The organism is Variovorax gossypii (assembly GCF_003965815.1).
In the GTDB taxonomy this organism is placed as follows: domain Bacteria; phylum Pseudomonadota; class Gammaproteobacteria; order Burkholderiales; family Burkholderiaceae_C; genus Variovorax; species Variovorax gossypii.
Map to the genome: position 1 here is coordinate 15,903 of NZ_RXOE01000005.1, position 18,767 is coordinate 34,669.

An 18,767-nucleotide genomic window follows, 5' to 3' on the forward strand; every position below is an offset into this window, starting at 1 on the left:
GGGCGTTTGTCATCGCGTGGGGCGGCGAGCTGAGACTCGTGAACCACTTATTCCTAGTGAAGACACAGATCAAGGCGCATGATGGGTCCATGAACATTCAGCTCGGCTTCGAAATCGCCTATCAGTTTCCTCGCCCGACGCCGATGATTCTGACCCTCAGCATCCACTATTCGCGAGCATCGGATCTCCTGCACCCGGACCACCTGCTCACGAATCCGGCCGTGCCCACCACGGCCTACCGCGATCTGTTCGGGAACTGGTGCACACGCCTGGTCGCCCCAGCGGGTCGCTTCGTGCTGAGTACGGATACCGTGGTTCATGACAACGGCTCGCCGGACATCGTTGTGCCCTCGGCGCCGCAGACGCCCGTGGAGTACCTGCCCGAATCCACCTTGGTCTATCTGCTGGGTAGCCGCTACTGCGAGACCGACTTGCTGTCCAACTTTGCCTGGCAGCGTTTCGGGAACGGGCCGACCGGATGGGGGCGCGTGCAGGCGGTCTGCGATTTCGTGCACCAGCACATCGAGTTCGGCTACCAGCACGCTCGGCGTACCCGTTCTGCCTTGGAGGCCTTCAGGGAAGGGCAAGGCGTGTGCCGGGACTATGCGCACCTGGCCATCACCTTATGTCGATGCCTGAACATTCCCGCACGTTATTGCACCGGATACCTGGGAGATGTCGGAACTGCGCCGCCATTCGGCCCGATGGATTTCGCAGGCTGGTTCGAGGCTTTCCTGGGCGACCGTTGGTACACCTTCGATGCGCGCAACAACGTACCTCGCATCGGCCGCGTGCTGATTGCGCAGGGACGGGATGCCAGCGACGTGGCGTTGTCCTGCACCTTCGGTCCGGACAAGTTGGACGGCTTCAAGGTCTGGTGCGACGAGATCCAGTGAACAAGAAAAGTGCGCGACGAATTTTCGCTGTCTCACCCAGGCTCTCCGAGCGCGGATGCGGCGGGCTCGTACCCGCCATCTACCTCGGGCCCGCCAGTGACCAGATCGTCGCGCCCAGGCGCATCAGGTCGGTCGCTTCCTGTTGAACGCCCTCGCGCGACATGTCCAAGCGGGCGACTTTCGCCGCGACCAGCGATACCGCCTCGTCTGCGGGAAGTGCCCCGCCAACGCGAGCCATTTCCACGATCTTGAGCATCACGTCCGTCTGGTTCATGGCGCAGACACCTTCCTACTTGGGCTGCTGCTGGCGACAGATGTTTGCACCCGTGGTTGTCAGCTGGAGCGATCCGCCCAGCCATTCGAGCCAAGACCATGAGACCAGATCGTCGATCACAGCCTCATCGATTTCGCCCGCACGCCGGCGATGCAGCAGATCAGCCACGTGGGGCAGATCGGCGCGAAGCGCTTCCTGCCGGGGGAGGGAGAGAAGCGCTTGAGTCATGCCGGTCCTTCATGCGAATGCATGCGGGCCAGCCTAACACTCGAACGCCGCCTGCGAGACACGAAAACCGTCGCCTCCTGAAATCACCTACACTCGTCGCATCGACTGCGGCGTGCTCGTTGCCTCAGTCCTTGATTGACACCTCGCGGCAGTCGCTGGCCGCACAGGCCTCACCTCCCCGACAAGCTGACCAATCCCCGTCGCCCTCGGCAGAGCGTCATTCTCCTCGGCGAGCTTCATCGTCGGTCCGTTCAATAGGGCATCCTGCGGACCGTTCCCGTTTCCTCCACGGATTCACTCCGCGTGCCTGACCAGTCCAGTGCTGGCACGCACACTTGCGCGCGCGCCCCAAAGCAACCGCCCGCTCCATCACATGCAGACTCCACAGGCCCACGAGGTGGGCAGATACCTCGTCACCCCAATGACCAAACTCACCGAGACCGGGCAATACGCCGCCTCGGTTTCCATCCGTCGAGGCATGCATGACCGGGTCTTCCGGCTCATTCCGCGCTTCGACAACGCCACGCATGCGGCGCGCTACGCATTGGCGCAGGGCCGCCACTTCGTGCTGAACAACCAATTGGCCTGAGCGTCTCGCCAATCATTGAAGGAGCGTCGTGGGCAACCCGCGCGCTCAACGTCATGGAGGACATCTGTCAGCGGTCTGCCGCGGTGAGAGTTTCGCGGGTACTCTCTGTCACCGAACTGGCACGCACGGGTTCGGGTGAAAACGACCTTCAAGCTACGGATCTACACGGCTTCCGACGCAAGGGCAGGGCCCGCCTGGACAGGCAGGATGCCTCGATGGACGCTCGCGGCTCTAGCGAGAGCTAGCGCCTCTTCATGACCATTGGCAATGTTCGACCTGGTCTCAAGCCTGGTTAGATCGAACAACCCGGTGCGATCGTCGCACCCTCGATGCCATGGCGTTTCAATGCTTGCGACACGAACCCGGCAGCCTTGGCCTCCTCGATGAATTCGCCCAGCAGGTACGCAGCCAATTGGCCTCGCGCCTTGGGCAAGCCCATGGCTTGCTGTATCAGCATGAAGCGCCCCGGTAACAGGCGCAGGCCCGGTACACGCCTCGCGTCGGATTCCAATTGCTGCCGCACTCCTGCAGCCACGTCGAGATCCATCTCCAGAAACACGTCGACCACCGTCGGCGATGTCGGGGCACGAACAATCTGCGCGTGCTGGAGTTCACGGGTCAGGAACAGATCGTATGCACTGCCTTTGCCGACAGCGACACGAACGCCAGGTTGGTCAACCGACGCGCCATCCAGGATGGTCGAGGCCTCTCGCACGAGGTAGCAGCCCTCGATCAAGACGTAGGGCGCCGTGAAATGGATGCCCTGTCCACGCAACGGGTCGACGGCAAAGAATCCGATGTCCGCCTCCTGACGCTCCACGATGGACACCGCCTTACCTGCGCCGTCCACCACGATCAGTTCCAGGTCGACCTCCAGCCGATTGGCGAGCAGTTGCGCGAGGTCCACCGAGACACCCCGAGCGGGCTGGCCCGCATCCTGGCGAGCCAGGATGGGATTGCCCAGGTTGATGGTTGCGCGCAGCACACCGGTGGGTGCGAGCGCCTCTGCGTCATGTCTCGAATAGCTCACGGCTTCGCCTCACGCCTCGGCGCACGATCGGTCATTCCGACTGGTCGCCCGGAACGAACACTTGCCCGTCCATCAACCGGCGGGCACTGCGGCTCATGAGCGCCTTGGTGACGGTCCATGTTCCATTGGCTTCCACCGCCTCCGCACCCACGGTCAGCGTGCCGGAGGGATGACCGAAGCGGACCTCCCTGCGTTGCCCCTCGCCGAGAACGCGCGCGACGAGCGTGCCGGGGATCGCAGCGGCCACCGCGATCGCCACAGCGCCGGTACCCGTCATCGCATGGTGCAGCTTGCCCATCGAAAAGATCCGCGCGCAAAGGTCAATGTCCGCAGCCGCGACCTCCTTGCCGCTGGATGCAACATAGCCAGCAGGCGGCGCGACGAACGCGAGCTTTGGCGTATGCGGTCGCTTCTCGGTCGCCTCCGCCGCGGTCTTCGCCAACCCCATGGCCACGGTCGCATGGACCCGGATCGCCTCGCAGCGCGCGAGAAGCACCGCGTTGCCGTTCACGGCCGGCTGCAGTTCCGCGCCCGTCAGCCCCAGGCTCGAGGCGTCCACGAAGATCGTCGGATTGCCTGCATTGATGAGCGTCGCCTCGATGACCCCGACACCGGGGACGTCGACGGCGTCCAGCATGCGCCCCGTGGGAAACATGGCCCCGCCCTCACCATCGTCATCGGCGCCGGGCTCCAGGAATTCGAGCTTGATCTCTGCGGCCGGGAAGGTCACGCCATCGAGCTCGAAGTCGCCCGTCTCCTGAACGGCGCCATTGCGCATCGGGACATGCGCGATGATCTTCTTCTGGATGTTGGCCTGCCAGATGCGAACGACGGCCACGCCGTCGGCAGGCGCGTCAACCAGTCCGCTCGCGATCGCGAACGGCCCGACCGCAGAGGTGAGATTGCCGCAGTTGCCGCTCCAGTCCACGACCGGGGACCCGATGGCGACGGCGCCGAAGAGATAGTCGACATCGCAACCGGCCTGCGTGCTCGGGCCGACGATCACGACCTTGCTGGTGCTGGAGGTGGCACCGCCCATGCCGTCGATCTGTTTCTCGTACGGGTCGGGACTGCCGGCGACGCGCAGCATCAACGCATCGCGGGCCGCACCCGGGCGTTGCGCGGTTTCGGGAAGATCGCGCGAGGCGAAGAAGATGCCCTTGCTGGTACCGCCACGCATGTAGGTGGCACGGATGCCGATCTGGGGAGAAGAAGTGCTCATGGTGTTCCTTGAATGAAAACGATGCAGACCGGACTGCCTGCGCGCGCCAATGTGCGATGAGGGGTTGAAGTGCCTGGCTCGATGCCGACGATCGTGTCCGCGTCCTCATTGGCGATCAGGGTGCCGGCGAGGATGCCGGCGCCTTGGGGCATGGCCGAGATGAAGCGCGGCACGCGTCCTTGCGCGTCGAACCACGCGGGTGCATGCAGCGTGTGGCGCGTCTCGTCGATCGCCAGCCGCACCACGCTGCCATGGCCACGGTTCGACACCCAGATCGCGGCGTCGGCAGCGTCCAGGACGATGCCCGACCCCGTGTTCTCGCCCACGAAACTCTCCGGGATGCTGGGAATGCGCTGAACCGGCGTCAGGCGTCCGCTCTCCGCGTCGAAGGCAGCCGAGACGATCTGGCTCGTGAGTTCGAAGACGATCCAGGCACGACAGCCCCCGGCATCGAACACCAGGTGCCGCGGGCCGCTGCCGGGCGGGACCTGCAGCGACGCCGCAAGACGCAGGGCACCTGTGGATTCGTCGAAGGCGAGCGTGTGGATGGCATCGCCCCCCTTGTCCGGAACCAGGAGCCATCGGCCCGAGGGATCGAAGACCACCTGGTGAGGATGCGCGCCTTTCTGCTGCGTCCTGTGGGGGCCCTGTCGGTCGGGCAAAGCGAGGCTGTGCACAACGGCGCCCAGCGAGCCGTCCGGCAGGACCGGCAACGACACCACCGTTGCGCTCGCGTAGTTCGATACCAGCAGCCAGCGCCCTTGTGGACTGAAAGCCAGATGCACGGGGTTGCGCCCCTGCGTGGAGTGCGTGCCCCGAAGCGACAGCGCGCCGTCGAGGCCCACTTGGAAGCTGCTCACGGCAGTGCCGTCGCCGTGCACGCAGTAAAGGTTGCGCCCTTGCTTGTCCGCCAGAAGGTACGACGGGTTGTCCCCTGCGACCACCGTCTGCAGATGCTTCCATGGCCCCTCGGGAGTCACCTCGAAGACCTCGATGCCTTGACCGCGCGCTGCGCGCTCCTGCGTGGTGCGGCAGCCCACGTAGGCACGCAGCGCGCAGGCTTCACGAGTGGGGTACGGATTCGTCTCCATGTCTTGACCGTTCTTTAGATTGAATTATATGATCACTTTAGACATTCGGCAATCAGACCGATTGCCGGGGTCCCACCCCACCAGGAGACAACGAGATGAATCCGATTCGACGCAGGAGCCTCCTGCAGGCGAGCGCTGCGGCGCTGCCGCTTTCCGTGGCCGGGAAATGGGCCTTCGCCCAGGACAGGTTCCCCAGCAAGCCCATCACGCTGATCGTTCCGCAGCCGGCGGGCGGTGATGCGGACGTGGTCTGCCGCAGCCTGCAGAAGAAGATGCAGGACGTTCTGGGGCAACCGGTGGTCATCGACAACCGAGGAGGCGCAGGCGGAAACATCGGCACCGCGCTGGGTGCCAAGGCCGCGCCGGACGGGTACACGCTCACATTCGTGAACCAGGGCACCATGGCGCTGAACCCGTCGCTCTATCCGAATGCCGGTTACAAGGTCGAGAGCCTCGCGCCGGTGACCTGGCTGACGTCCATCGACCTGGTCATCGTGGCCCACCCGTCCGTGCCGGCAGGCAACCTGAAGGAATTCCTCGAGCTCGCGCGCAAGGAGCCGGGCAGGCACACCTACGGCACCGCGGGCAACGGAAGCGCCAACCACCTGGCCGGCGAGATGCTCAAGTCCATGGCCAAGGTCGACATCACGCACGTGCCCTACAAGGGCGGGGGGCCGGCGATCATTGCCTTGCTCGGCGGGGAGATCAGCATTGCCGTCGCCTTCCCATTGGCCGCGCTGCCGCACGTGCGCAGCGGCAAGCTCAAGGCGCTTGCGGTCACGGGAAAACAGCGCGCCAAGGCATTGCCCGACGTGCCGACTGTCGCGGAAAGCGGCGTCAGCGGCTACGAGTTCGTTTCCTGGATGGGCCTTGCCGTGCCAAGGGGAACGCCCGATCCGATCGTTCAGACCCTCCATGCGGCAGCGGCCGCCGCCCTGAAGGAGAAGGACGTCGCGGATCGGCTGTCCGCGGGCATGACCGAACCGGTGGGCGCGGGCCCCAAGGAATTCGGCGACCTCATCAGCCGGGAAGGGGCGCGATGGTCGAAGATGATCAAGCAGTTCGGCATGAAGATCGACTGATCCTTGCTGGCCTAGACTACGCGGATGCCATCGGTGAATGACACTGCGACCGCCCCCGAACTGACCTCGCTGCAGCAGCGCGTCGCGCGCGAGATCGTCGCGCTCGTGCGGCGCGACAACCGCGTCACCGGCGACCACCTGACCGAGGTGCACATCGCGCAGCACATCGGGACGTCTCGCTCCCCCGTGCAATCGGCGCTGCGCCATCTGGCACACCTGGGGGTGCTGCAGCAGGACGCCAACCGCGGCTATTTCCTGCGTGTCGACGCCAAGCATTGGGACGGGCCCGTGGCGAGCCTGCTGTCGAGCGACGACCCGCTCTACCTGCGGATCGCCGAGGACCGGCAGTCCAAGGAGCTGCCGGACGAGGTGACGGAGGCCGAGTTGATGCGCCGGTACGGCGTGGCCCGCAGCACGCTGCGCAAGGTCTTGTCGCGCATCTCCGAAGAGGGCTGGATCGAGCAGAGCATGGGCCACGGCTGGCGCTTCCTCGCGATGATCGACTCCCCCGACGCCTACGAGGAGAGCTACCTTTTCCGGCAGTTCATCGAACCGGGCGGGCTGATCGGGCCCTCGTTCATGCCCGTTGCCCACGAGCTCAAGCAGTTGCGCAATGAGCAGCAGCGGATCGTCGACGGCGGCTACCAGACGATGACGCCCATCGAGCTCTTCGAGGCCAACAGCCATTTCCACGAAACCCTGGCCGAGTGGAGCAACAACCGCTTCGTGCTCCAGTCGGTGCGGCGCATCAACCAGCTGCGTCGTCTCGTGGAGTACCGCCAGGCCTCGCGCCGCGGGGCGCGCCACACGCAGGCCTCCGAGCACCTGGAGATCCTGGATGCCATCGAGAAGCAGGACTTCGTGCTGGCCGCCAGCCTCATGAGGTCTCACCTCGACGGCGCGCGCCGCGGCAAGCTGCGCGGCACCGGCGTGTTTTCCCCATCCTCCTCCTAGCAGCGCCACCCCAGACTTGATCCTGGAAGCCCTCCAGCCTGCCCCTCCCCCGTGCGGCTGAGCACCGCTGCGCCCCTGGCGGCGACGGACAAGCAAGAAAAGTTACAGCACCGCGCAGGGTTTACCCGCGCCTTGTATTGGTGAAAGTGATTAGAAAATACAATATAGCGAAATGTGCAGCATCGGATTGCACGCATCGCGGCCCCACTCACCCCACGAGAAGGAGACATCCATGCAGCTTTCGATCCGCAAACTGCTTCGCATCGGCACGCTCGCCGGCGCACTCGTCGCGGCCTTGCCCGCGCTCGCACTGGAGACGGTGCGCTTCATGGCGCCAGGCTCGCCAGGCGGCGGCTACGACCAGACCGCCCGCACCCTCGGCAAGGCCATGCAGGAGGCCGGCGTGGCCAAGAGCGCGATGTACGACAACAAGAATGGCGCGGGCGGAACCCTGGGCCTTGCCCAGTTCGTCAACAGCTCCAAGGGGGACGTCAACGCCCTGTGCGTGATGGGCGCGATCATGGTGACCGGGGTCGTGCAGAACAAGCCGCAGATCTCGCTGGCCAACGCCACGCCGATCGCACGGCTCTTCACGGAATACAACGTGATCGCCGTGCGCAAGGACTCGCCCTACCGGAGCTTCAACGACCTGATGGCCGACTTCAAGAAGAACCCTTCCAGCGTGAAGTGGGGTGGCGGCTCGAAGGGTTCGGTCGATCACATCGGCACGGCCGAGCTCGCCGGCGCGGCCGGCATCCCTGTCTCGAAGGTCAACTACATCCCGTTCGGCGGTGGGGGCGAGGTCGTCTCCGCAACGCTGGGCGGCCACATCACAGCCATCACGGGCGGCTACGCGGAGCTGTCGAAGTACATCGAGGCGGGCCAGTTCCGTGTGCTCGCCGTCGGCGCCCCCACCCGCATGCCGGGCGTGGACGCCCCCACGCTGAAGGAAACCGGCTACGACATGCAGATCGGCAACTGGCGTGGTGTCTACGGCGCGGCCAACCTCACCCCGGCCCAGCGCAAGGAACTCACGGACGCCGTCCTTGCAGCGACCCGGACCAAGGGATGGCAGGACGCCGTGAAAGCCAATGCCTGGTCGCCCAGCGTGATCACCGGTGACGAGTTCTCGAAGTTCGTCGACGACGAGCACACGCGCCTGCGCTCCGTCATGACCCATGTCGGTCTGATTTGACGCCCTCTTTGCTCCCCTGCCCCGCCAGGGCACCCACGAAGGAATACGAATGAAACTGAAACCCGAAATCAAGCAACTCGCCCTGGCGAACCGTTCCGTGCGCTACGTATCGATCGCCGATGTTCCCGGCGTCGACGAACTGCCTTTTTCGCTGCGCATCCTGCTGGAAAACCTGCTGCGCCAGGCCAGCCGCGGCACCGACACCCAGGCCGAGATCGATGCCCTGCTTGCGCGGCGCCTCGGCAGCGGCCTGAGCTTCTACCCGGTGCGGGTCTTCGGGCAGGACATCCTCGGCCAGGTGATGCTGGTGGACATGGCCGGCATCCGAGACGCCGTGGCCGACGCCGGCGGCGATCCCTCCCGGGTCAGTCCGAAGGTGCCGGTGGACGTGATCATCGACCACTCTCTGCAGGTCGACAGCTGGGCCACGCCGGATGCGCGGCGCATCAATCTCGAGAAAGAGTACGAGCGCAATGGGGAGCGCTTTGCGTTCCTGCGCTGGTGCGCCAGCAGCTTCGAAGGTGTGCGCATCGTGCCGCCAGGCAAGGGCATCATGCATCAGATCCACCTCGAGCACATCGGCAAGGTGGTGTGGACCGAGCAGACCGCCGAGGGCGAGCTCGCGATCCCGGACACCTGCGTGGGAACCGACAGCCACACGCCCATGATCAACGGCCTCGGCGTCCTCGGCTGGGGCGTGGGCGGCATCGAAGCCGAGGCTGTGATGGTCGGCAAGCCGGTCGCACTGGCGCTGCCGGAGGTGGTCGGCATGGAGGTCAGGGGCCGGCTGCGCGAAGGGGTGCTGCCGACCGACCTGGTCCTGGCCATCACGCAACGCATGCGCAGCATGGGTGTGGTGGGCAAGTTCGTCGAGTTCTTCGGCAACGGCCTCGATGCACTCTCGCTCGGCGACCGCGGGATGATCGCGAACATGGCACCGGAATACGGCGCGACCGCCGTGTACTTCCCGATCGACGAACGCACCATGGACTACCTGCGGATGACGGGCCGTGAGAAGGACCAGCTCGAACTGGTCGAGGCGTTCGCCAAGGCGCAGAAGCTCTGGCGCAGCGAGGCGACCCCATCTCCGACGTTCGACGCGGTCGTGACACTGGATCTCGACGACATCCGCCCTTGCCTGGCGGGCCCTCGCAATCCGGAAGACCGGCTCGACCTCGACACCGTGCCCAGCACGTTTCTTCAACACCATCAGGAGATCGCGGGCCGGCCGCTCGATGCAAACCGCGCCGTACCGGTCGATGGCGAGAGTTTCTCCCTGCGCGATGGCGCCGTGCTGATCGCAGCCATCACGAGTTGCACCAACACCGCCAACCCCGTGAACATGATGGCCGCTGGCCTGGTTGCGAGGAAAGCCGTCGCGCTGGGGTTGAAGACGCAACCGTGGGTCAAGACCTCTCTGGTGCCTGGCAGCCACGTCACTGCGGCGGTGCTCGAGAAAGCCGGGCTGCAGGACGCGCTCGACACGCTCGGCTTCAACGTGGCCGGATTCGGCTGCACCACGTGCAACGGGGGATCGGGGCCGCTGCCCGACGCCCTGGTCGAAGCCATTGAGCGGGACAAGCTGGTGGGTACCGCCGTTCTCTCCGGCAACCGCAACTTCGAAGGTCGCATTCACCCCAATGTGCGCGCGGCCTACCTTGGCTCGCCGGCCCTCGTGGTCATCTACGCCTTGACGGGCTCGCTGACTGTCGACGTGACGAAAGAGCCCATCGGCACAGGCTCCAACGGACAGCCGGTCTACATGCGCGACGTATGGCCGACGGCCGTCGAGATCGCCCATGCGGTCAAAGGGGCCTACGAACCCGGGCTCTTCCGCGAGAAGTACGCCGACCTGTTCGATGGCGGCGAAGCCTGGGACGCCCTGAGCGGCGAGCGCAGCGAGCGCTTTGCCTGGCAAGACGCCAGCACCTACGTGCGCCGCCCACCCTACTTCGAGAACCTGTCGCTCGAGCCTGCTGCCGTTCAGGACATCGAGGGGATGCGACCTCTGGTCATCCTCGGCGACTCCGTCACCACCGATCACATCTCGCCCTCGGGGGCCATCAGCCTCGGCACACCGGCCGCGGATTTCCTGCTGGCCAAGGGCGTCGAGAAGCGCAACTTCAACAACTACACCACGCGACGCGGCAATCACGACGTGGCGGTCCGGGCTACCTTCGCGAACATCCGGCTGCGCAACCAGATCGTGCCCGGTATCGAGGGCGGCATGACGAAGCTGATGCCCGAGGGCACGCAGATGCGCATCTTCGAAGCGGCCGAGGCGTATCTGCGCCGCGATGTTCCGTTGGCCGTCATCGCCGGCAAGAACTACGGTTGCGGCTCCTCGCGCGACTGGGCCGCCAAGGGCGTGGCCTTGCTGGGTGTGAAGGCCGTCATCGCCGAGAGCTTCGAGCGCATCCACCGAACCAATCTCGTGGGCATGGGTGTCCTGCCGCTGCAGTTCGACCCAGGCACCACGGCGCAATCGCTGGGACTCGACGGCAGCGAGCGGATCGATATCCCTGCACTGGCCAGCCGCCTCGGCGTGGCCGGGCGCGTGGAGGCGCTCGTGCATCGAGCAGACGGCACGACCACGACAGTTCCGCTGACCATTCGGCTCGACACCGAGGAAGACGTGGCGTACTGGCGTCACGGCGGCATCCTGCCCCTGGTCTGGCGAGACTACGTCCGCACAAAGCCCGAGGAGCATGTCTCCCATTCGGCCCGGCCGATCCAGGGCGATGCCGCCGAGCCGCGGCATGAACTGCCGGATGCGATGCCTGCCAGCGACGTTCCCAGCTCGGCACAAGGCGTGTCCCTGAGCTAGCCGGCGGGAGCCGGTCTCCCGAGCCATTCATTCCTTCGTTCGCCCTCGTCGCGGCGGCCAGGCAGCCGCCGCGGGGGTGACTGCTGCCCATCGAGCGCCCGTCAAGCAGACAAACGCGTCCCGCCTGGCGCGCCACGATCCGTCCGGGCCTTCCTCATATCGAGACCACACATGCTGACCATCCTCGCGTATTCCATGATCATCGTCTTCATGGCGCTGCTCATGACGGGGCGCCTCACCGCGCTCATTGCACTGATCGTCGTACCGATCATCTTCGCCCTGATCGGTGGATTCGGGGCGGATGTCGGCCCCATGGTGATCAACGGCATCAAGGCCATTGCGCCCACCGGCGTGCTGCTGCTTTTCGCGATCCTCTACTTCGGCCTGATGATCGACGTCGGCCTGTTCGATCCGTTGATCCGGCTCATCGTGCGAATGTCCAAGGGTGATCCGGTGCGCGTCATCATCGGCTCGGCGTTGCTCGCGCTGGTCGTTTCCCTGGACGGCGACGGTTCCACAACCTACCTGCTGTGCGTCACCGCCATGCTGCCGCTGCACCGGCGACTGGGCATCAACCCGCTGATCCTCCCCTGCGTCACGATGATGGGCAACAGCATCATGAACATCGCGCCGTGGGGTGGTCCGACCGCACGCGTCATGAGCGCACTGCACGTCGACGCCTCGCAGGTCTTCGTTCCACTCATCGGGCCGATGGCCATGGCAAGCGCGGCCACGATCGCCGTGGCGTGGTACCTCGGAGTGAGGGAGCGCCGGCGTCTGAAGACGGTCGAGTGGAAGCCGGTGCACGCTGAAGTCTCTGCCCTTGGCGGGGAAGTGAACCTTGACGCCGCGCAAGCACCTCACCAAAGCCGAGCGAAGATGGCTTTCAATCTGGCACTGACCCTGGTGTTGATGGCCTGCCTGACGATGGCCGTGCTCCCGTTGCCCTTGCTCTTCATGGGTGCGTTCGCCATCGCGATCTCGGTCAACTTCCCCGCGATCAAGGACCAGAAGGAACGCATTGCCGAGCACTCGGCAAGCGCCCTTTCGGTGGTGGCCGTGATCTTCGCGGCGGGCGTGTTCACCGGGATCCTCTCCGGCACCAAGATGACCGATGCGATCGCGCACAGCGTCATCAACGCGATTCCCGCTTCGGCCGGCCACTACCTGCCGCTGATCACCGCGTTGCTCAGCGCGCCGATGACGTTCTTCCTTTCCAATGACGCTTTCTATTTCGGGGTCGTGCCGATCCTTGCGGAAGCGGCAAAGGGCTACGGCATTGCGCCCGAAATCATTGCACGCGCATCACTGCTCGGACAACCGGTGCATCAGCTCAGCCCCTTGGTGGCCGCCAACTATGTGCTGATGGGTGTGGCAGGCGTCGAATTCGGTGCGCACCAGAAGTTCACCCTCAGATGGGCATTGCTGCTGGTCGTCGTCATGATCGTCGCTGCCGGGCTCTTCGGCATCGTGCCACTTCTCTAGGCTGCGCTGCGGTTCCATGGAGAGTTCGAGTCCCCAGGGATGACGCATATCTGCGCTTCCTGGGCTTCGGAACAACCAGGCTCTCCTGCTTCATCAACCGCTGCACCACCTTCTCGGAGATCACCACGTCCTGCCTGGTGAGCGAAGCTTGCAGCCTGCGGTCGCCGTAACCGCGATGGTTCGATTCAAGGATGTCGGTGATGGATTTGCGCACCGAGAGGTGTTTACCGCCCACCGCCAGACGCGCCCGATGGTAGAAGAAGGGTAAGCGGCCAGCCGCCCCACCTTGAGAACCGAGGCCAAGCCGGAGACCATGCTGTCCATCTAAGTTAGCTGGACATCATCAATGGACGTCAATTCGAAGCAACGGCGCCGTCACAGCGCAGAGTTCAAGGCGCAAGTTCTCGCCGCTTGCGCAGAGCCAGGAGCATCGGTTGCGGTGGTTGCGCTGTCATTCCAGTTGAACGACAACCTTGTGCATCAATGGCGTCGCGGACGCGGGGCGAGTCCAGTTCCATCGGCGATGTCGACGACGGTTGCCGAGTCAGCACCGCAGTTCATCGCGCTGTCGTTGCCCCCGCTACCACCGCCCTCGGCGCCAGCGATCGTTGCGGTTGCTGCCGTCGCTGCCGAGGAGATCCGTCTTGAGTTCAAGCGCGGCGCGATCGGCGTGAGCGTGATGTGACCCGTCTCGGCGGCTGCAGATTGCGCAGCATGGCTTCGCGAGGTGCTGCGTTGATCCGCATCGACGCGCTGTGGCTATGCACGAAGCCAGTGGACATGCGCTCCGGTGCCGAGCGGCTGCTTTTAGCCAATCACGAACTTGCAAATTTCGCGCGAATACTCTCTGAGAAACGCATTTTTGTCGGGCAGTGGCTCCGTTGTATGTGGAGGGGGAGTGTCCATGAATGAAAAGTGGCCTGCCCCTTCTGTGACGCGGACGTCCACGGAAACCGAGTCGGGCATCGCACTCGCCATCCATTCGGTTTGGATCGGAGGAGTGATGCTATCCACCGAACCTACCCACGTCAGGACTGGAACTCGCACCGCATCAAGTGCTGCGGGCGCACGGAAGAATCCAGTTGGGGGAGCCAAGAGAGCTAGACGAGTCAATCGACCGTCCGATGCAATCAAAATGCGTCGACCTGGTCCTAACCACATTTGAGCTCCCGCCATGGCGACGAGGGTGGCCGCACCAATCGAATGCCCCACACCTATCACCTTCGCCGAGGGCTCAATGAATGCGTCGAGTGCGAGGGAGAGACGTCTTGCGCGGAGAGTCAGTTCGTCCTCGCTTGGGGTAGTCGAAGCAAGCCGCTCGAAATGCGGCGCCACGATCATGCAGCCAGACTCGGCCAATGCGTTGAGGAGAGTAGCGTGACGTTCTGGCTGGCCGCCCGTGCCCACTGCGAAAAGAACCACAGGAGCACCAGTGGCTGCTTCCTGCACCGACACCTTGAATGAATCACCGCCGTCTTGCAGCGTCTGCGTCAGCATCAAAAGTCAGCTCCTTGTCATATGTGGAATCGATAGGGTCTTGCACGATGCATCGTCATCAAGTTCTTGCCCCGTCTCGACCCGCATTCTGCCGGGCCAACGAACGCCGGTCTGGACAGGCAGCGAGAGCTAGCCTGTCGTTGGCATCGCTGTCAATTGATCAAGGTGGAATGACTGTTCGCTTACGAAGAAGGAGCTACGTGCAAGACCCAATCCCCAACCGCGCGAGGAGATCTGGCAGGCCGTCGCGCTCTCTCAGGGCGCCAATCAGCAGTGTCTCCCGGTTGGTCAGGAGCTGCAGATCGACGCCCAGGCCTTTTTCAACAGTTCATTGGCCTTGTTCAAGAGGTCCCGCTCATCGAGCGTGGGCAAAGGTGATACTCGACAGCCGCCACCTTCTGCGCCTGCGAATACTTCGGTTCACGGCCCGCGTGGGAATACATGAACGACCTCCTGGCAGCCCAAGTTTTTGTCCGCCCCCCGTGGCCCAGTTTTCAGCGCGAGTCAACATGCGCGGCACACCTCGCAAGGGTTCGATCCTCCCTTCGATCTCGGCGAATTTTCTGAGGGCTATCGAACCCGCTTCGGAACATCGCCAATGATGGTTGCGCGCATCATGTGGCGCTCCGAGGGGTAGTAGTCGGACACCGCGTAGTGCTGGACTGCCCGGTTGTCCCAGAAGACGATGGTGTCCGGCTCCCAGTGCACACGCACCTGGTATTCCGGGATCTTGGCCTGACGCACGAGCAGGTCGAACAGCTCGCGAATCTGGGTCGGTGTATCCATGCCCCAATCCGAGCCCAGAACTGCCCGGTAGTTGGCGATGTGCGTGGTGTGGATTTCGTTCACGTACAGGATCAACTCCCCGGTTTCAGGATGGGTGATGACCACCGGATGTTCCACGGAACGATGTCGATCCCGATATGCGGCTCGTTCGTTCGGATCCATCTTTTTGAACAATGCGACATTGATGTCGTTGACTGCCACCATGCTGTCGATCTTGCGCTTGACCTCCTCCGGCAACCCGGCGTATGCCTGGACCATGTTGCAGAAGATGGTGTCTCCTCCAACTTCCGGGCACTTGATGCAACGAAGAATAGAACCCATCGAGGGTTTCTCGTAGAACGCGGTGTCCGAGTGAAAGAGGTTCTCGGCGCCCTTTTTTTCCTTGGAAGCCTTGAGCTGAACAAGCTCGGGGAATTCCGCGTTGGCGGCCAGCAGCGGATTCTGCGTCTCGAGATCGCCGAACTTTCGAGCGAACGCCACATGCTGCGCGGGGGAGACAGGCTGACGCCGGATGACCAGCACCCGGAAGGCCAGCAGCAGTGCGCGAATCCTGGCAATGCCGTCGTCATCGAGATCCGGCACAAACAGATCCTGCAACTCCAACCCGAGCGACGGGGCCAATCGACGGGTCTTCCATCCCGAAGGCAATCCCTCGAGCGCGCGCTTCATGGCCGGGCTCGATTCGACAGGTGTCCAGCGTGAAGCCGTTTCATCGGCAATGTTCAATGACATTCGTGTCTCCTTTCAATCTATTGATGCAATTCGACGCGCGGAACCTCGGGCCCGGTTCGCGCAGTCTTCTCTTATTCCGCAGTTACTCCCGAAACCTTGATGAATTCCTGCCAACGCGGAACCTCCGCCTCGAGGAACTTGCGGAACTCCGAGGGTGATCGAACCGCTTGCCGTCCCCCAACCTGCTCGATCAAGGCTGTGTACTCGTCGGTTTGCAGGATGGCCTGCACCGCGCTCCAGAGCTCCGCGATCCTGTCCGGCGCGACACCGCTCGGCGCCAGCAGGCCGACCCATGGCACGACATCGAATCCCGGAAGACCGGATTCGGCGATCGTGGGAATCGACTCGAACTTGGGCAGCCGCTTCGCGCTGCTGATGGCCAAGGCCTTGATGCGGCCGCCTTGCAAGAGCGGTGTCGCGGCAGCCACTCCTTCGAAGGTCACCTGAACCTGGCCTGCGGCAAGGGCCGTCAGGGATGGCGCAGCCCCCTGATAGGGGACGTGCACGAACTTCAGCTTGGTACGCCGAATGAACTCCGTCATGGCGAGATGCGAAACGCTTCCGACGCCCGGTGACGAAAAACTGATCTCCCCTGGATGACTGTTCGCATAGCTGACCAGCGACTCAACCGAATCGATCGGCAGCTTGGAATTGACGAGCAGCAGCAGCGGGGTGTCGTAGAGCGTCGCGACCGGCTCGAAGTTCTTCAGTGTGTTGTATCTCACGGCCTTGAAGAGGATCGGATTGATCACCAGCGCCGAAGATGCGGAGAAAGTCAGGGTGTTCAGGTCGCCGGTCGACCTGGCAACGTTGCCCAGCGCAATGCTTCCGCTCTGACCCGGAATATTCTCGACAAAGAAATTGCGGTCCAGTCTTCTGCTCAAGGCGGATGCCAGGTATCGCCCCACCGTATCGACGGACTGACCCGGTGGATAGCCGATGACGATCCGCACCGAGCGCTGAGAAGCGTCGCTCGCCTGAGTCTGCGCCTCCGCCTGGCCGGACATGCCGACAGAGAGCAGGCCCATCGACACAGCAGTCCACAAGGACAGGAATCGAGATTTCATCCGTTGTCTCCTTCGTTGCTCAAAGCGATTGCGCCCGAATCACGTGCACGGATCGCGTGCGTCTGCGCTCATTTCGAGACCGTGAAGCCGGTGGCCTTGACGATGGGGGCCGCATAGCTGCGTTCCTCTCCCATCATGCGGGTCATCGTTGCGCCAGGCACGGCCGCGGGCTCGAGTCCGATCTGATCCCACCTCACCTGCACGCTCTGGCCCTGCGTGGCGACCAGCAAAGCCGTCCCCGGCCTCTTGAGCAGCTCGCGGGACATGCCAATGACGCCAAGCATGCGGACCCGTCCACCGCGGCGCAGCTTGAGTTCGCGGCCCGGGAACGTCCGTGCCCAGCGGGATGTGGTCGGCCATGACATCGACGGCCAGTGGCGCACAGCCCTTGCAGGCCACCGCAACCATAGGCACGCCGGTGGTCTTGAACATGCTCGCGTGCCGCGATCAGCGAGCGAAGTGCAACCACGGAAAGTTCATGGAGGCGAGTCGCACCCGCACCCGAATGGCTTGTCATGGAACAATCATCGAACTGGCGTGAGGACCTCGTCCAATACCGTTTGACTGGGGCGGACATACGAGAATCGTATGGGTACGATCGAGGCCGCCGAAGCGGTGCCACGCCGCATTCAGGACTACGGTCGCGCGCTGGTGGCCTTTGCGAGCGCCCGTCTTCGCCAACAAACGGTCGACCCGTCTGAAGGTGCTGGTGCACGACGGCATCGGCATCTGGCTCGCCGCACGCCGGCTGCACCAAGGCCGCTTCACCTGGCCCGGCGGCGACTGCGCGGAGGTTGCCAACGCAGCGAGCCAGCGACATCGACGACTTGCTGCCCCACGTTTGGGCTTCGCGCTGCGCCCCTGACTGCCAATGAAGAGGCGTCTGCCGGTTGATGCCTACATGACCGTCGATACTGTCCGACTATGACCACGTTGGTTCTTCTCCCGGGCATGGATGGCACAGGCACTCTGTTCGATCCGCTAGTCAATGCGTTGTCTGGTGCCGCGTCACTCAAGGTGGTGGCCTACCCGCCCGCGGCGCCAAACGGATATGCCGCCCTTCAGAGCGTCGCTGAAGCTGCTCTCCCGGCGGATGAGTCGATCATCTTGCTAGGCGAATCATTTTCCGGACCCATCGCCATCTCGCTCGCAGCGAAGCATCCGAACCGAATCAAAGGTGTTGTGCTTTGCTGCACATTCGTGCGAAACCCGCACCCCTTTCTGGCGCCGTTTAGCTTCGTGGCAGCGTTGGCGCCGATCAAGCAGTTGCCCTTGGCCTTCGCCTGTGCGGCTCTGCTGGGGCGGCGCGCGACGCCGGACCTCCGACGCGCATTGGGTGCAGCACTCGCCATGGTCTCAGGAGCCGCCTTCCGCGCTCGGCTCAAGGCCGTCCTTTCCATAGATGTCTCGGCAGACCTGGCAAAGGTGACAGCCCCGATCCTCTATCTGCGCGCCAGTGAAGATCGCTTGATACCGAAGCAAGCAGGCAACCTCATCAAGCACCTTCAACCCTCAACGCAGCTCAGAGAGATCGAGGGGCCGCATTGCCTACTGCAAGCAGCGCCTGTAGCGGCGGCCCAAGCCATTCGGGAGTTCATGCGCACTGTCGAGCCACAGCCAGCCATGTCAGGCGCGTGAGCACGTCCTTCAGATAGGCGTAAGGATCGTGACCATCGGGTCTTGCCGAGCGGATCGATCACGACGGTCTTGTCGCGGACCATGGCGCCAGTCCCCCCCTTTGGCGATCAGTTGCTCAGCACCGAAGCCTGCGAGCATCGCCTGACGGTCGATCGTGAAGCTCGCACGATGAAG

The 18,767-nt window shown here is 63.9% G+C and carries 20 protein-coding genes and 1 pseudogene; 10 read left to right on the forward strand and 11 right to left on the reverse strand.

Features of this window, described 5'->3' with window-relative positions; all coding sequences use genetic code 11:
* The first annotated feature begins 89 nt into the window (after positions 1-89).
* Positions 90-896, forward strand: coding sequence for a transglutaminase-like domain-containing protein (locus EJP69_RS18850; protein WP_126472072.1), 807 nt, complete (start codon positions 90-92; stop codon positions 894-896).
* A 79-nt stretch (positions 897-975) separates the two neighbouring features.
* On the opposite strand, the gene EJP69_RS18855 is transcribed toward EJP69_RS18850, so the two are convergent.
* Together EJP69_RS18855 and EJP69_RS18860 are read right to left on the reverse strand one after the other, a co-directional pair.
* Positions 976-1,170, reverse strand: a complete 195-nt coding sequence (locus EJP69_RS18855; RefSeq protein WP_093209269.1) for a hypothetical protein — start codon at positions 1,168-1,170, stop codon at positions 976-978.
* A 15-nt stretch (positions 1,171-1,185) separates the two neighbouring features.
* Positions 1,186-1,398, reverse strand: coding sequence for a hypothetical protein (locus tag EJP69_RS18860; RefSeq protein ID WP_093209272.1), 213 nt, complete (start codon positions 1,396-1,398; stop codon positions 1,186-1,188).
* Positions 1,399-1,819: 421 nt separating this feature from the next.
* Between EJP69_RS18860 and EJP69_RS18865 the strand changes: the two genes are divergently transcribed.
* A complete protein-coding gene (locus EJP69_RS18865; protein ID WP_338067643.1) occupies positions 1,820-1,987 on the forward strand; it encodes a hypothetical protein in 168 nt (55 codons plus the stop codon).
* 292 nt (positions 1,988-2,279) lie between these two features.
* Here the strand turns inward: EJP69_RS18865 and EJP69_RS18870 are convergent, their stop codons facing one another.
* From EJP69_RS18870 to EJP69_RS18880, 3 genes are read right to left on the reverse strand one after another with little or no spacing between them, the layout of a single operon-like run.
* Entirely contained in the window at positions 2,280-3,017 is a 738-nt protein-coding gene (locus tag EJP69_RS18870; RefSeq protein ID WP_093209280.1) for an ABC transporter substrate-binding protein, read from the reverse strand.
* A 31-nt stretch (positions 3,018-3,048) separates the two neighbouring features.
* Positions 3,049-4,239 (reverse strand): 2-methylaconitate cis-trans isomerase PrpF, encoded by a 1,191-nt coding sequence (gene prpF / locus EJP69_RS18875; RefSeq protein WP_126472073.1) that lies wholly within the window; start codon positions 4,237-4,239, stop codon positions 3,049-3,051.
* Positions 4,236-5,330: a lactonase family protein gene (locus EJP69_RS18880; protein ID WP_126472074.1), complete on the reverse strand. Its 1,095-nt coding sequence runs from the start codon at positions 5,328-5,330 to the stop codon at positions 4,236-4,238. Before EJP69_RS18880 ends, prpF begins: the two co-directional genes overlap by 4 nt.
* A gap of 95 nt (positions 5,331-5,425) precedes the next feature.
* On the opposite strand from EJP69_RS18880, the gene EJP69_RS18885 reads away from it, so the two are divergent.
* From EJP69_RS18885 to EJP69_RS18905, 5 genes are all read left to right on the forward strand, one after another.
* Complete coding sequence (locus EJP69_RS18885; protein WP_126472075.1) at positions 5,426-6,412, forward strand: Bug family tripartite tricarboxylate transporter substrate binding protein; 987 nt, start codon at positions 5,426-5,428, stop codon at positions 6,410-6,412.
* Positions 6,413-6,445: 33 nt separating this feature from the next.
* The gene (locus tag EJP69_RS18890; protein ID WP_240652204.1) at positions 6,446-7,366 is read left to right on the forward strand and encodes a GntR family transcriptional regulator; all 921 of its coding nucleotides are present in this window, start codon (positions 6,446-6,448) and stop codon (positions 7,364-7,366) included.
* A gap of 232 nt (positions 7,367-7,598) precedes the next feature.
* Positions 7,599-8,561 (forward strand): tripartite tricarboxylate transporter substrate binding protein, encoded by a 963-nt coding sequence (locus tag EJP69_RS18895; protein WP_126472076.1) that lies wholly within the window; start codon positions 7,599-7,601, stop codon positions 8,559-8,561.
* Positions 8,562-8,610: 49 nt separating this feature from the next.
* Positions 8,611-11,388 carry an aconitate hydratase AcnA gene (gene acnA, locus EJP69_RS18900; protein ID WP_126472077.1) on the forward strand — a complete coding sequence of 926 codons (2,778 nt, stop codon included), beginning with the start codon at positions 8,611-8,613 and terminating at the stop codon, positions 11,386-11,388.
* Between the two features lie 171 nt (positions 11,389-11,559).
* Positions 11,560-12,873: a CitMHS family transporter gene (locus EJP69_RS18905; protein WP_093209297.1), complete on the forward strand. Its 1,314-nt coding sequence runs from the start codon at positions 11,560-11,562 to the stop codon at positions 12,871-12,873.
* 31 nt (positions 12,874-12,904) lie between these two features.
* On the opposite strand, the pseudogene EJP69_RS18910 reads toward EJP69_RS18905, so the two are convergent.
* A pseudogene (locus EJP69_RS18910) lies at positions 12,905-13,144 on the reverse strand (IS3 family transposase); the annotation flags it as partial.
* Between the two features lie 75 nt (positions 13,145-13,219).
* Here EJP69_RS18910 and EJP69_RS18915 point away from each other — a divergent pair.
* A complete protein-coding gene (locus EJP69_RS18915) occupies positions 13,220-13,558 on the forward strand; it encodes a transposase (protein ID WP_126472078.1) in 339 nt (112 codons plus the stop codon).
* Positions 13,559-13,680: 122 nt separating this feature from the next.
* Here the strand turns inward: EJP69_RS18915 and EJP69_RS18920 are convergent, their stop codons facing one another.
* The 4 genes from EJP69_RS18920 to EJP69_RS18935 all read right to left on the reverse strand — a co-directional run bounded on the left by EJP69_RS18920 (position 13,681) and on the right by EJP69_RS18935 (position 17,239).
* Positions 13,681-14,370 carry an alpha/beta hydrolase family protein gene (locus tag EJP69_RS18920; protein WP_126472079.1) on the reverse strand — a complete coding sequence of 230 codons (690 nt, stop codon included), beginning with the start codon at positions 14,368-14,370 and terminating at the stop codon, positions 13,681-13,683.
* 570 nt (positions 14,371-14,940) lie between these two features.
* Positions 14,941-15,888 carry a TauD/TfdA dioxygenase family protein gene (locus EJP69_RS18925; RefSeq protein ID WP_126472080.1) on the reverse strand — a complete coding sequence of 316 codons (948 nt, stop codon included), beginning with the start codon at positions 15,886-15,888 and terminating at the stop codon, positions 14,941-14,943.
* A 71-nt stretch (positions 15,889-15,959) separates the two neighbouring features.
* Entirely contained in the window at positions 15,960-16,955 is a 996-nt protein-coding gene (locus EJP69_RS18930; protein ID WP_126472081.1) for a Bug family tripartite tricarboxylate transporter substrate binding protein, read from the reverse strand.
* A 68-nt stretch (positions 16,956-17,023) separates the two neighbouring features.
* On the reverse strand, positions 17,024-17,239 hold the full coding sequence (locus EJP69_RS18935) for a type 2 periplasmic-binding domain-containing protein (RefSeq protein WP_126472082.1): 216 nt from the start codon (positions 17,237-17,239) through the stop codon (positions 17,024-17,026).
* Between the two features lie 374 nt (positions 17,240-17,613).
* Between EJP69_RS18935 and tnpB the strand changes: the two genes are divergently transcribed.
* Together tnpB and EJP69_RS18945 are read left to right on the forward strand one after the other, a co-directional pair.
* Positions 17,614-17,820, forward strand: coding sequence for an IS66 family insertion sequence element accessory protein TnpB (gene tnpB, locus EJP69_RS30095; RefSeq protein WP_420824223.1), 207 nt, complete (start codon positions 17,614-17,616; stop codon positions 17,818-17,820).
* Between the two features lie 59 nt (positions 17,821-17,879).
* Positions 17,880-18,593, forward strand: coding sequence for an alpha/beta fold hydrolase (locus EJP69_RS18945; RefSeq protein WP_170217167.1), 714 nt, complete (start codon positions 17,880-17,882; stop codon positions 18,591-18,593).
* Here EJP69_RS18945 and EJP69_RS30100 read toward each other — a convergent pair.
* Positions 18,550-18,648: a transposase domain-containing protein gene (locus tag EJP69_RS30100; RefSeq protein ID WP_126472319.1), complete on the reverse strand. Its 99-nt coding sequence runs from the start codon at positions 18,646-18,648 to the stop codon at positions 18,550-18,552. The two genes, EJP69_RS18945 and EJP69_RS30100, sit on opposite strands and share 44 nt — an antisense overlap.
* Positions 18,649-18,767 lie beyond the last annotated feature (119 nt).